Here is a 12,422-nt window from a genome sequence, read left to right on the forward strand (position 1 = left end):
TAGCCCTGGGCTTCCGCCTGCTGACGGGTGCGCTCCATATACTCCAACACGCCCGGGTAGCGTTCGAAGTAGAGATCCATGTACTTCTGCGCTTCGGCACGACCGATCCCCAGCTGCTTGGCCAGACCGAAGGCACTCATGCCATAGATGAGGCCGAAGTTGATCGCCTTGGCGCTGCGGCGCATGTCGGTGGTGACCGCATCGAGCGCCACGCCGAACACCTCGGCGGCAGTCGCCTTGTGGATGTCCTTGCCCTCGGCAAAAGCGGTCAGCAGCCCCTTGTCACCGGAGAGGTGCGCCATGATGCGCAGCTCGATCTGGGAGTAGTCCGCCGCCACCAGCTTGTAACCGGCGCTCGGAATAAAGGCCTGACGGATCCGGCGCCCCTGCTCGTTGCGCACCGGGATGTTCTGCAGGTTGGGATCAGATGATGACAAACGGCCCGTAGCCGCTACCGCCTGATGATAGGAGGTGTGTACCCGCCCGGTCTGCGGCTTGATCATGAGCGGCAACTTGTCGGTGTAGGTGGACTTGAGCTTGGCCAGCCCACGATGCTCCATCAGCAGTTGCGGCAGCTCGTAGGTCTCCGCCAGCTCGGCCAGCACCTCTTCTGCGGTGGATGGCGCACCCTTCGGCGTCTTTTTGATGATCGGAAGGCCCAGCTTGGTGAAGAGGATCTCCCCCAGCTGCTTGGGCGAGGAGAGGTTGAACTCCTGCCCGGCCAGCTCGTGGGCCTGTTTCTCCAGCTCCGCCAACCGCAGCTCGATCTCCTGACTCTGCTGGTGCAGCAACTTGGGATCGATGGTGGTGCCGAGCAACTCCATCCGCGCCAGCACTGGCAGCAGCGGCAGTTCGATCTCGCTGAATACCTTGGCAAGGCCCGGTACGGCCTCCAGCTGACCCCACAGGGTCTGGTGCAGACGCAGGGTGATGTCAGCATCTTCCGCCGCATAGGGGGCCGCCTGCTCCAGCTCGATCTGGTTGAAGGTGAGCTGTTTCACCCCTTTGCCCGCGATATCTTCAAAGGAGGTGGTCTCGACCCCGAGATAACGCTTGGCCAGCGAATCCATGTCGTGGCGGCTGGCGGTGGAGTTGAGCACGTAGGACTCGAGCATGGTGTCGTAGGCGATGCCCTGCAGGTCGATGTCATGGTTAAGCAGCACGTTGCGATCGTACTTGAGGTTCTGTCCCACCTTGAGACGAGTCGGATCTTCCAGCAGCGGCTTGAGCTTGCCCAACACCACGGCCTCGCTCAGCTGTACCGGTGCCCCCAGATAGTCGTGGCCAAACGGCACATAAGCAGCCTTGCCCGGCTCAACCGCGAAGGAGACACCGACGATCCGCGCCTCCATATAGTCGAGACTGGTGGTTTCGGTATCGAAGGCAAACAACGGTGCCGCTTTCAGCTGTTCCAGCCAGCCGTCAAACTCGGCTTCGTCCAGAATGCAGCGGTAGTCGGTTTCGATGGCGGCAACCGGAGCGGCGCTCTCATCGCCAGCCTCGTCCTGTCCGGCGCTCTCGCGGCCCTCTTCACCACCGGATTCCAGCTCCTTGATCAGGTTGCGCAGCTCGTATTCGCGATAGACCGCCAGCAGGGACTCCTTGTCGACCGGCTTGAGCAACAGCTCTTCCAGACTCTGTTCCAGTTCGACGTCGGTCTTGATGGTCGCCAGTCGATAGGAGAGACGAACCTGCTCCTCCTGCTCGCGGAACTTGTCGGCGAACGCCTTGGAGCCACGGAAGCCGAGGGCGGCGACCTTGTCCAGGTTGGCGGCAATCTCGTCGATACTGCCAATCCCCTGCAGCAGGGCCAGTGCGGTCTTCTCGCCGACACCGGTCATGCCGGGAATGTTGTCGACCTTGTCACCCATCAGGGCCAGATAGTCGATGATGAGCTCGGGCGGTACGCCAAACTTCTCGATCACCCCTTCCCGATCGGTCTTCACATCTTTCATGGTGTCGATCAGGGTGACATGGTCGGAGACCAGCTGCGCCATATCCTTGTCACCGGTGCTGATCAGTACCGGCAGCTGCTTCTCGGTCGCCTGGCGGGCCAGGGTGCCGATCACGTCGTCGGCTTCAACCCCTTCCACCATCAGGAAGGGAAAGCCCATCGCCTTGATCATCTGGTGGATAGGCGCGACCTGGCTGCGCAGATCGTCCGGCATGCTGGCGCGGGTCGCCTTGTACTCGGGATAGATGTCGTCGCGGAAGGTCTTGCCCTTGGCATCAAACACCACGGCCACATGACAGTCAGGATATTGCTTGCGCAGGCTGCGCATCATGTTGGCCATGACACGGACGGCGCCGCTCGGCAAACCGGTCGATGTGCGCAGATCGGCCTGCTGGGAGGCGAAGAAGGCGCGGTAAAGATAAGAGGAGCCGTCGACCAGAATAAGGGGATTGCTAGGGGCCATGAAATCGTCCTGCCAGAGATAAACAGCCGCTAGGATGCCACAGGGCCCCCCTCACACCAAGGGGCGCAGCAACAGCACACAGCGCCTGATAAAGGAACTCAGTCTGTGGATAACTCTGTGTTCAAAAATGGGGCGCATCAGGACGCACAGTGATAAAACTGTGCATAAGAATATAAAAACCCATTAAAAACAATGCATTGAGATCGTAAAAACCGATCGCGAGACAGTTAGAATGATCTCGATCAATGTGGAAAAAGATTTAAGGGAGTAGGTACGGCAGGATCCAAAACGAAACAATCCTAGCACAGCAAGATGACTTGACCAGCGGAGGGCGAGCGATAACCATACAAAAGTACAACAATCCATCCTGGCTCACATTTTCAACAACGAGGAGTTTGCCATGAAAAAAGTGGCCGTGATTTTGAGTGGCTGCGGTGTCTTTGACGGAGCCGAAATCCACGAGGCCGTCATCAGCCTGCTGGCGCTGGCCCGTCAGGGAGCCGCCGTCCAGTGCTTCGCCCCGAACGTGGCGCAGCTCCATGTCATCAACCACCTGACCGGTGAAGTGAGCGAGGGAGAGAGCCGCAATGTGCTGGTCGAAGCAGCCCGCATCTGTCGTGGCCAGATAAAGGATGTGGCCGAGCTGGATGCGGCCGATTACGACGCGCTGCTGGTGCCCGGCGGCTTTGGCGCGGCCAAAAACCTGTGCGACTTTGCTATCAAGGGGGCCGAGTGCCAGATCCAGCCCGATGTGCTGCAAGCGTGCCAGAGCTTTGCCAAAGCCAACAAACCGGCCGCCTATATCTGCATCGCGCCCGCCATGATCCCGCTGATCTATGGTGCCGGGACGCTGGCGACCATCGGCCATGACGAAGGCACCGCCAACGCCATCGAGGCGATGGGTGGCAGCCATCTCAACTGCCCGGTCAACGAGTTTGTGGTGGATCAGGAGCGCAAGGTGATCTCCACCCCCGCCTACATGCTGGCCAACAACATAGTCGAAGCGGTGGACGGCATCGAGAAGACAGTCAAGCAACTGCTGGCGCTGTAATTCCCATCCCGCCAAAAACAGACGGGCCGCTCATGGAGCGGCCCGTTTTCAATTCTGCCTGAAGGCGATGAATTAGATGGTTTCGCCCATCTGATCCATTTTGCCCAGCAGGGCACGCAGACGCTCCTGCCATGCAGTGTGCTCGTTGCGCAGCTGATGGTTCTCGTCTTGCAGCTTGCTGTTCTGCTCTTTCAGCTCGTCCAGCTCCATCTTCAGCAGGGAGATGTTGTCGACGGCGGATTGTACTTTGGATTCGAGTTGCTCAAGGACTTCTAGTGACATATGCATACCTGTTTGTTCAATTGCGATGCCCCACAGAGGGCGATTCAAGCGCGTGAAGCCAGCATACCCCGAGCGCATCGGCACAAACAAGCCAGTGCGCTGTAAAATGCGCCTTCCATAGATGTATTGTCTAAATATGCGTCTATTTTTCTCGCATCCTGCGCCCGAGCCGCGACAACACACTGAACCGTGCGTAAAAGCCCCGCCGCCCGCGCATCATTTGCACCCTCCTGACGGCGCCGCCGTTATCCATGCAAGGCGATATAAGCCCCCAGCAACAGACAGGCGACCACATACATCAGCAGGCCGTAGAACAGGTTCCAGCGCAGGATCAGCCCGGCACTGAGGTTGTAGCGGGAGGCCAGCGCCAGATTGGATCCGGAGAGCGGACTGGTGCCGGTGGCAAGCCCCCATCCCAGCAGGAAACACATGCCGAGCAGGCTGGGATCCGGCGCCAGCGGCCAGAGCAGTGGCGCCAGCCCGGAGATACTGATGAGCGGATGCACCCCGACGATGGCCACCAGCAAAATCAATAGCAGAGTGAGGGATGCCTCAAGCCAGCCAAAGTGGTTGAACAGTGGCAGGCCGTGGCCGGCACCGAGATCGATGACCGACAGCGCACTGTTGATGCCTGCCGCCAGCAAACCGGCCCCCAGAAACAACACCAGCTGACCGCCGATGGCGGGGAAGCGCTCCACCACCTGCCGCTTGAGGGCCGCCTTGCGCCCGGCCCTCGGCATAAAGAGCAACGCCAGCAGCGGGGCCACCAGCGCGATCACCGCCAGAATGCCGAGCTGGGGCCAGATCTGCTTGATGAGCAGCACCAGCAGCGCCAGCGTGACCGGCAACCCCAGAGTCTGCAGCCGCAGCGGATAACCGGCAAAGTCGGCCACCCCGATCCGCTCCACCTGCCAGGCAGTCAGCCCCATCGCCAGCAAGGCGGCGAGGATCCCGAACGGCAGAATATGGGAGAGCTGCAAGCCCGGCGCATAGGTGAGCGCCACCGCCATGGCGACAAAGAAGGGTGACCAGAAGGCAGCCGCACAGAAGATCCGGCTCAGCACCATCACCTGACGCCGCTCCAGGGTGCCATTGCGCTCCAGCCGATCGCCGATGATAAAGAGCACCGAGAGGTTGATGACCGCCCCCAGCAGATTGAGGCTGGCCATGGTGCTCCACAGCCCCTTTCGCCCGGTCCAGGAGGTGGTGCCGGTCAAGAGACCCGAGGTGGCGAGGTTGAGGGTGCTCACCGCGGCAAACATGGTGAGCATATTGATGTTGGGCAACAGCCAATCACCGGCGGTGAGGGTCGCACCCTGCCACCAGGAGAAGATGAGCAACAACAGCGCCGCGCCATAAAGGGCTAGCGCCTGCCGCTTGGCGGCCCCCACCAGCCAGGGCCAGGTGAGCAGTGACGCCCCCCAGGCCGCCATGGCCGCTGGCCAGGGGGAGAGTCCCAGATAGAGATGAAGCAGGTTGAGCAGCCACATCCCCAAAATCAGATAACCCGACCAGCGTTTGGCCATCGACTACTCCGGCCGGGAGATCAGAGACACTGATCCATATCCAGGGAAGGCTTGTCGCACTCCGGACGGCCGACGATCTTGGCAGGTACGCCAGCGACCGTGGTATGAGGCGGCACCGGGTTGATCACCACGCTGCCCGCGCCAATTTTGGCGCCCACGCCCACTTCGATATTGCCGAGCACCTTGGCGCCCGCCCCTATCATCACCCCTTCGCGGATCTTGGGGTGGCGATCGCCGCTCTCCTTGCCGGTACCACCGAGTGTCACGCTCTGCAGGATGGAGACATCATCTTCAATCACTGCCGTCTCGCCCACCACTATGCCGGTGGCATGGTCAAACATGATCCCCTTGCCGATGCGGGCGGCCGGGTGCACATCCACCCCGAACACCACCGAGATCTGGTTTTGCAGATAAAGGGCCAGCGAGCGGCGCCCCTGACGCCACAGCCAGTTGGCGACCCGATACCCCTGCAGGGCATGGAACCCCTTGAGATAGAGCAGCGGGGTGGAGAAGAGATCGACCGCCGGATCCCGCTCCTGCACGGCGCAGATGTCGGCCGCCACTACCGCCAGCAGCTCGGGCTCGCTGCGCAGGGCCAGCTCGATCACCTCGCGCAGGGCGATGGCGGGCATGGTGGCGCTGTCGAGTTTGTTGGCCAGCTGGAAGCTGAGGGCCGAACGCAGATTCTTGTGATTGAGAATGGTGGAGTGGAAGAAGCTGGCCAGCATCGGCTCCTGGGCCGCCATGCACTGTGCTTCTTGCTGAATTTTGTGCCAGGTTTTGGCAACCAGTTCATCCATGTTGCAGCCTACTGTTGTTCTGGGTGAGGGCTCTGTTGTTCTTTTGTCAGCACCGAGATGGGGTCCATGTGGATGATGACATCCATCCGCTCGAATGCCTGGCGTACCGCCAGTTCGGCTTCATCGGCGATCTGATGGGCCTTGACCAGGGGGATCTGATCATCCAGTTCAAGATGCAACTGTACGAATCGGGTCGGCCCGGATTGACGGGTGCGCAGGTCATGTACGCCGTGTACACCTTCTACGGCACAGCAGAGCGCCATTATTCTCGCTTGTTCTTCCGCTGGCAACTGACGATCGAGCAGGGCCTGCACCGACTCGTAGCCAATGTGTCCCGCCCCCCACAACAGGAATAGCCCGATCAGGATGGCAAACAGGCCGTCGGCCCAATACCACCCCTGCCCCGCCAGCACCAGCGCCAGCAAGACACCGGCATTGAGCAGCAGATCGGAACGGTAGTGCAGCATGTCGGCCTTGATGGCCACACTGTTGGTCTTGCGAATGACAAAGCTCTGGAAGCTGACCAGCAGCAGGGTCAGCACGATGGAGCCGCCACTGACCCAGAGACCCGCCTCCAGCCGCAGAATAGGCGCCTGATTGAGCAGGGATGAAATTCCGTGCATCACCAGCAGCAGGGCGGAGCCGGAGATAAAGGCCGACTGGATGAGGCCCGCCAGCGACTCCGCCTTGCCGTGACCGAAACGGTGTTCGTCATCAGCGGGGGCAAGCGCATAGCGAATGGCCAGCAGGTTGATGATGGAGGCACTCACATCCATGAAGGAGTCGGTGAGCGACGCCAGCAGGGTCGACGAGTCGGTCATCAACCAGGCGATCAGTTTGCCGATGATCAGCAAGGTAGCGGTGGTGACCGCCGCTATGCTGGCAAAGGTCACCCAACGGGAATATTGTTGATGGCTCAAAACCGGCTTTCCTCTGGCGATGAAAAACTTATTATACCCTGACCCCGGCGTCAGTTTGGCGCGAAAATCTGCGGAATAACACCAGATGAACAGAATACTCCTGGTCGACGACGATCTTGAATTGACCCAACTGCTCACCGAAATTCTGACCCTGGAGGGATTTCAGGTCACGGTCGCCGAGGATGGTGAAGAGGGGCTGCAACGGCTGGCGGAGCAGAGCTTCGATCTGGTGCTGCTGGACGTGATGATGCCCAAGCTCAACGGCTTTGCCATGCTGACCAAGCTGCGCAAGACCCACGATACCCCGGTGCTGATGCTGACCGCCCGCGGTGACAGCCAGGATCGGGTCAACGGTCTGGAAGCGGGTGCCGACGACTATCTGGCCAAGCCATTCGATGACAGGGAGCTGCTGGCCCGGGTACGCGCCATCCTGCGCCGAACCCAGAGCGCCCCGCCCCAGCGCGGCAACTCCTCCGACGAAGTGCACTTCATGGATATCGTGCTGCAACCCGGCCTGCAGCAGGCCCGCTGCGGCGAACAGCTGCTGGAGCTGACCGCCACCGAATTCGGGCTGCTGGAGTGCCTGCTGCGCAATCCCGGCCAGATCGTCAGCAAGAGCCACCTCTCCGAGCAGGTGCTGGGCAAGAAGCTGGAACCCTTCGATCGGGCCATCGACATGCACCTGAGCAACCTGCGCAAGAAGCTGCCGGACCGCACCGATGGCCAGCCCCGCTTCAAAACCGTACGGGGGCGCGGGTACCTGTGGCTAGAGCAAGAATAGAGCGAATCAACTCCCTCAACGGGATCTCGACCCACATCTTCCTCTGGTTCTGGTTCATGCTGCTGGTGATGCTGGCCGCCGTGATCAGCCTGCCGACCCTGGATCCCCGCAACCAGATCCCGCTGCCGACCCACGAAGTGGCGCGGATGCAGAACAACGTGCAGGCCCTGCTCAACGCCGCCGAGCCTGATCAGGATTTCGATCTGGCCAAGGCGATGGACAAGATCGCCATGCTGCCGGTGGACAACGTCTACCTGCGCGACGAGAAGGGGCAGATCCAGTCCACCACCCATCCGCGCAAGTTCGTGGTGCGCTTTATGGTGGATGCCGATGACCCGGCCAATCCCATGCTGGGCAACGAGGATCGCAAGGCGATCGCCGGCCCCTTCCTGATGGAGCACCACGGTCATCGCTATCACGTCTATTTCGGCCTCAATGCCGAGAATCCCTACCTGTTCCTGTTTATTCAGGTGCTGGATCACCCGATCCGCATTCTGGGCATCTCGATGCTGGTCAGCACCCCGCTCTGCCTGCTGCTCGCCTGGCGGCTGACCCGCCCCATCCTGCAGTTGCAGAAGTCGGTCTCCCAACTGGCGGCCGGCAATCTGGAGGTACAGATACCCAACCTGGGACGGGGCGACGAGATCGGCCAGCTGGCGGATAACGTCAGCCGCATGGTGGAGACGCTCAAGAGCATGATCCAGAAGCAGAAACAGCTGCTTTCCGATATCTCCCACGAGCTGCGCAGTCCTCTCACCCGGATGCAACTGGCGCAGGCGCTGATCCGCCGCAAGCAGGGTGACAGCGCCGAGCTGGCGCGGATCGAATCGGAGATCGGGCGGCTGGACAAGCTGATAGGCGATCTGCTGGATCTGTCGCGAGTGCAGCAGCATGTTGAGGCCCCCATCGTGCAGCCGCTGGCCGACCTGCTGGAGCCCATCCTTGAAGATGCCATGTTCGAGGCAAACCAGAGCGGCAAGCAGCTCAGACTGCCGCCGCTGCCTGCCGAGTCGATCCAGATGTGGCCCGAGCTGCTGGCCCGGGCGGTGGAGAACCCCCTGCGCAACGCCCTCAAATATGCCCGCGAGTTCATCAAGGTGGACTGGTATCGGGAGGGACTGGAGTGGGTGATGACCATTCGGGATGACGGCCCCGGGGTGCCAGACGAGCAGCAGGCGCTGCTGTTCCAGCCCTTCTTCCGGGTCGATGACGCCCGCAACGCCAAGACTGGCGGCACCGGGCTGGGGCTGGCCATCGCCTCGGAGGCAATACAGCGCCACGGCGGCACCATTGCGGCCAGCAACAATCACCCGACCGGGCTGACCATCACCATCCGCTTGCCCATCGCCTGATCCTTTTCATCCGGACGGGCGCTGGGTATGCTGGCGCCCCTTCTTGGCTTTACATCTCTTTGCAGGAGCTCGTCATGCTCGATATCGTCCTCTACCAGCCGGAAATTCCGCCCAACACCGGCAATATCATCCGGCTCTGCGCCAATACCGGTTACCGGCTCCACCTGATCGAGCCGCTGGGATTTGAGTGGGATGACAAGCGGGTAAAGCGGGCGGGACTCGATTATCACGAGTTTGCCGAGGTGAAGCGCTGGTCGAGCTATGAGGCTTTTCTGGCCGCCGTAGCGCCCAAGCGGGTGTTTGCCTGCACCACCAAGGGGCGCACCGCGCACTCGGCAGCACAATATGCCCTTGGCGACGCCCTGCTGTTTGGCCCGGAGAGTCGCGGCCTGCCCATCGAGATCATCGAGAGCCTGCCATTCGAGCAACGGCTGCGCATCCCTATGGTGCCCCAGAGCCGCAGCATGAACCTATCCAACGCGGTGTCTGTCTTTGTCTACGAGAGCTGGCGCCAGCTCGGCTACGACGGTGCCATGTAAGTGCCACCGATGATCAGTGGCGGCGTCGAGCAGATGCCCGCTGCGCTCCAGCCGCCAGCAAGTGACCCCCAGCGACAGACCGCGCCCCACCATCAGCGCCGCCATCGCCGCCCATAGCGCGGCCACGCCCCACGACTGACAGAGCCACCAGATCGGGAAGAAGCCGCCAAACGCGGCCAGCAACATGCTGTTGCGCATCTCCCGGGCCCGGGTCGCCCCGATAAATACGCCATCCAGCAGGAAGCACCAGACCGCCAGCAAGGGCATGGCGATCAGCCAGGGAAGCTGACGATTTGCCTCCGCCACCACGGCCGGAATGTCGGTGATATAGCCGATAAGGTGGGCACCGAAGAGGGCAAACACCAGGGTAAAACCAGTGGCGATGAGGGCGGCCCAGCCCAGATTGAGCACGATGGCCTCCCGCAGTTTCTGCCGATCCCGCTGACCGATGGCTCGTCCTACCATGGCCTCCACCGCATAGGCAAAACCATCGAGTCCGTAGGAGATGAGCATCAGGAAGTTGAGCAGCACCGCATTGGCGGCCACCGCCACATCCCCCAGTCGTGCCCCTTGCAGAGTCATGAAGGCGAAACAGAGCTGCAAACAGAGGGAGCGCAGGAAGATATCGCGGTTGAGACCGAGCAGCCGCACCATGGGCGCAAGCTGCCGCCAGCGCTGCCAACCATCCTGCCACACCGTCGGCGCCAGTTGCCCCAGCTGACGGCGTACCAGCCAGATGCCGACGGCCAGCGCGCAGTAGTCCGCCATGACCGAGGCCGCTGCCACACCCCGCACCTGCCAGCCGAGCCCGAGCACAAACAGGGCATCGAGCGCCATGTTGACCAGATTGGTGAGGATCAGCATCACCATGGGGCTGCGGGCATCCTGCATCCCCAACAGCCAGCCCATGATCACCAGATTGCAGAGCGCCGCCGGGGCGCTCCAGATCCGCACCGCCACATATTGGCCCGCATAGAGCTGCACCTCGGGCGAACCGCCACTCAGGGCGATCAGTCGTGGCAACAGGGGGAAGAGCAACAACAGCAGCGCCAGGCCAAGAGCAATGGCCAGCCCCAGCGCCCGCAGCAGGGTATCGAGCTGGGCACGACCGTCGGCGGCGCCGTGCGCCTGCGCCGTCAGGCCGGTGGTCGACATCCGCAAGAAGCCGAGCAGCCAGAAAATGAGGTTGATCAGGGTTGCACCGACCGAAACGCCCCCCAGAAACCAGGCCTGACCGAGATGACCGATCACCCAGGTGTCCACCAGCCCCAACAAGGGGGTGGTGATATTGGAGAAAACCATGGGCAGGGCGAGCGCAAAAACAGCGCGGTGGCGAGAGGGATCTCGCCACCAGGGGGCAACAGCTGGGGTCACGCTCAGTGGCCTGCCAACTTCAGGATGCGGGCGAAGTCAGAGAGCATGGTGGCCATCTGCACCCTGGGCACCTGACCCGGCGCCACCTGCGGGCGGAATACCGCCTGCAGCTTGCCCTTGGGATTGATGAGCACGATGGAGGCGGAGTGATCGATCAGGTAATCCTTCTCCCCCTGATTGGCGATGGAGTAGATCAGCCCCAGATTGCGCACAAACGGGAACAGCTTGTCGTGGGGGGCGGTGGCCGCCTTGAATTCGGGATTGAAGAAGGCGGTATAGGTCTTGAGGCGTGGAATGTCGTCACGCTGGGGATCCGCCGAGATAAACACCACCTGACTGTCGGGCGCCATCTTCTTCAGCTGGTCATAGACGGAGCGCATATCTGCCAGGGTGGTGGGGCAGATATCGGGGCAAAAGGTGTAGCCGACAAACAGGAAGGTCCAGTGCCCCTTCAGGTTGGCAGGGGTGAACGGCTGGTTGTCCGCATCGGTAAAGGCGAAATCATTGATGTCCCGCCCCGCCGGATAATAATCGGCCTGTTCCGGCTGCTCTGGCTGCGTGGCGTAGAACACCAGGATCAGGCAGGCTGTCAGCAGCAGAAAGAGCAAGGGATAGCGGAGCTTCATCATAACAAGAGACCCTTTCAGTTCGAGGCAGATGGCCAGCAGTGACCGGACAAGAGGGGGGCATTGTACCCCAGCGAGCCGCTAAGGTGGTTCAACCTTGTGCAACGCCCTGTCAGGAGTCGACCATTTGGCATAATTAATCGCCAATTTCAGCCATAAAAAAACCGGCCCCCTCGGGTGCCGGTTATGGATGGATTTGTTTGTCTCTTCTGCTCAGGGGCGAGCGTTACGCCCCTGCTGCAACATCTTGCCGATGGCCCGCACGCCGATGGGAATCACGGGGGCCAGCCAGCCCTCTTCCCCCTGGCGATCGCCATGGCCCCGCTTGAACAGCAACACCAGACGCACCACCTTCTCTTTCGGGCATCCCAGCCAGAGCGTCCAGTGCGACCCACGATGGTGCAGCCAGAGACCGTAAAACCAGGTCATCCGGCTACCTTTGACAAAGCGGGTGATTGACGATTCCGCTGGCGCAGCCCCAGCCTCTGAATCCCATGGCGATCTTGATGCCATACCAGTCCTCCTTGACCGACAGGTCATGTTGCTTCGTCGGCCTGAACTGGGAACAGGCCCGTCACGACTATCTGCAACCATTACGAGTGGTCCCCTTTGCCTGACAAGGCTCGGGATCTCCCCACTCCCCCTTCATATCCCGTGAAGGTGTACTGCCCGATTCTCGTTGTTACCGGCCCTCCCGTACCGACACATTGTGATGGTCAGAGGGAGGTGCCAAGCCCTGTCTCGGCGACAGGGC

The 12,422-nt window shown here is 61.3% G+C and carries 12 protein-coding genes (1 of these 12 only partly in view); 4 read left to right on the top strand and 8 right to left on the bottom strand.

All coding sequences use genetic code 11. The annotated features are described in order from the left end of the window. Positions 1–2,417, bottom strand: partial view of a DNA polymerase I gene (polA, locus tag ACTG27_RS15975; protein ID WP_439979951.1) — the 5' portion only. 349 nt of this gene lie to the left of the window's left edge; 2,417 of the gene's 2,766 nt are visible here — the first part of the coding sequence; it begins with the start codon at positions 2,415–2,417; its stop codon lies beyond the left edge, outside the window. 400 nt (positions 2,418–2,817) lie between these two features. Here polA and elbB point away from each other — a divergent pair, with 400 nt between their 5' ends. Next, positions 2,818–3,468: an isoprenoid biosynthesis glyoxalase ElbB gene (gene elbB / locus ACTG27_RS15980; RefSeq protein WP_439979952.1), complete on the top strand. Its 651-nt coding sequence runs from the start codon at positions 2,818–2,820 to the stop codon at positions 3,466–3,468. Positions 3,469–3,540: 72 nt separating this feature from the next. Here the strand turns inward: elbB and ACTG27_RS15985 are convergent, their stop codons facing one another. From ACTG27_RS15985 to fieF, 4 genes are all read right to left on the bottom strand, one after another. Beyond that, positions 3,541–3,750: a cell division protein ZapB gene (locus tag ACTG27_RS15985; protein WP_005339554.1), complete on the bottom strand. Its 210-nt coding sequence runs from the start codon at positions 3,748–3,750 to the stop codon at positions 3,541–3,543. A gap of 245 nt (positions 3,751–3,995) precedes the next feature. Then, entirely contained in the window at positions 3,996–5,276 is a 1,281-nt protein-coding gene (locus ACTG27_RS15990; protein ID WP_439979953.1) for a hypothetical protein, read from the bottom strand. A 20-nt stretch (positions 5,277–5,296) separates the two neighbouring features. Beyond that, positions 5,297–6,076 (bottom strand): serine O-acetyltransferase, encoded by a 780-nt coding sequence (cysE, locus tag ACTG27_RS15995; protein WP_005342052.1) that lies wholly within the window; start codon positions 6,074–6,076, stop codon positions 5,297–5,299. A gap of 8 nt (positions 6,077–6,084) precedes the next feature. Further along, entirely contained in the window at positions 6,085–6,996 is a 912-nt protein-coding gene (gene fieF / locus ACTG27_RS16000) for a cation efflux pump FieF (RefSeq protein WP_005339551.1), read from the bottom strand. Positions 6,997–7,081: 85 nt separating this feature from the next. Here fieF and ACTG27_RS16005 point away from each other — a divergent pair, with 85 nt between their 5' ends. The 3 genes from ACTG27_RS16005 to trmL all read left to right on the top strand — a co-directional run bounded on the left by ACTG27_RS16005 (position 7,082) and on the right by trmL (position 9,668). After that, positions 7,082–7,777, top strand: coding sequence for a response regulator (locus ACTG27_RS16005; protein WP_005339549.1), 696 nt, complete (start codon positions 7,082–7,084; stop codon positions 7,775–7,777). Further along, positions 7,759–9,129 (top strand): ATP-binding protein, encoded by a 1,371-nt coding sequence (locus ACTG27_RS16010; RefSeq protein ID WP_005357421.1) that lies wholly within the window; start codon positions 7,759–7,761, stop codon positions 9,127–9,129. The genes ACTG27_RS16005 and ACTG27_RS16010 overlap by 19 nt, the downstream gene beginning before the upstream one ends. A 74-nt stretch (positions 9,130–9,203) precedes the next feature. Beyond that, a complete protein-coding gene (gene trmL / locus ACTG27_RS16015; protein WP_115522537.1) occupies positions 9,204–9,668 on the top strand; it encodes a tRNA (uridine(34)/cytosine(34)/5-carboxymethylaminomethyluridine(34)-2'-O)-methyltransferase TrmL in 465 nt (154 codons plus the stop codon). Here trmL and dinF read toward each other — a convergent pair. From dinF to ACTG27_RS16030, 3 genes are all read right to left on the bottom strand, one after another. Beyond that, positions 9,600–11,042, bottom strand: coding sequence for an MATE family efflux transporter DinF (dinF, locus tag ACTG27_RS16020; RefSeq protein WP_439979954.1), 1,443 nt, complete (start codon positions 11,040–11,042; stop codon positions 9,600–9,602). The genes trmL and dinF overlap by 69 nt on opposite strands. A 2-nt stretch (positions 11,043–11,044) precedes the next feature. After that, positions 11,045–11,671, bottom strand: a complete 627-nt coding sequence (locus ACTG27_RS16025) for an SCO family protein (RefSeq protein ID WP_005339543.1) — start codon at positions 11,669–11,671, stop codon at positions 11,045–11,047. A gap of 210 nt (positions 11,672–11,881) precedes the next feature. After that, the gene (locus tag ACTG27_RS16030) at positions 11,882–12,097 is read right to left on the bottom strand and encodes a hypothetical protein (RefSeq protein WP_019446524.1); all 216 of its coding nucleotides are present in this window, start codon (positions 12,095–12,097) and stop codon (positions 11,882–11,884) included. Positions 12,098–12,422 lie beyond the last annotated feature (325 nt).

Origin of the sequence: Aeromonas sp. 97A (genome assembly GCF_051919185.1) — a bacterium.
Lineage (GTDB): Bacteria > Pseudomonadota > Gammaproteobacteria > Enterobacterales > Aeromonadaceae > Aeromonas > Aeromonas veronii.

Excerpts from the sequence above, each read along its gene's own strand:
- elbB (WP_439979952.1), top strand. The coding sequence starts at position 2,818 with ATGAAAAAAGTGGCCGTGATTTTGAGTGGCTGCGGTGTCTTTGACGGA.
- ACTG27_RS15985 (WP_005339554.1), bottom strand. The coding sequence starts at position 3,750 with ATGTCACTAGAAGTCCTTGAGCAACTCGAATCCAAAGTACAATCCGCC.
- ACTG27_RS15990 (WP_439979953.1), bottom strand. The coding sequence starts at position 5,276 with ATGGCCAAACGCTGGTCGGGTTATCTGATTTTGGGGATGTGGCTGCTC.
- cysE (WP_005342052.1), bottom strand. The coding sequence starts at position 6,076 with ATGGATGAACTGGTTGCCAAAACCTGGCACAAAATTCAGCAAGAAGCA.
- ACTG27_RS16005 (WP_005339549.1), top strand. The coding sequence starts at position 7,082 with ATGAACAGAATACTCCTGGTCGACGACGATCTTGAATTGACCCAACTG.
- trmL (WP_115522537.1), top strand. The coding sequence starts at position 9,204 with ATGCTCGATATCGTCCTCTACCAGCCGGAAATTCCGCCCAACACCGGC.
- ACTG27_RS16025 (WP_005339543.1), bottom strand. The coding sequence starts at position 11,671 with ATGATGAAGCTCCGCTATCCCTTGCTCTTTCTGCTGCTGACAGCCTGC.
- ACTG27_RS16030 (WP_019446524.1), bottom strand. The coding sequence starts at position 12,097 with ATGACCTGGTTTTACGGTCTCTGGCTGCACCATCGTGGGTCGCACTGG.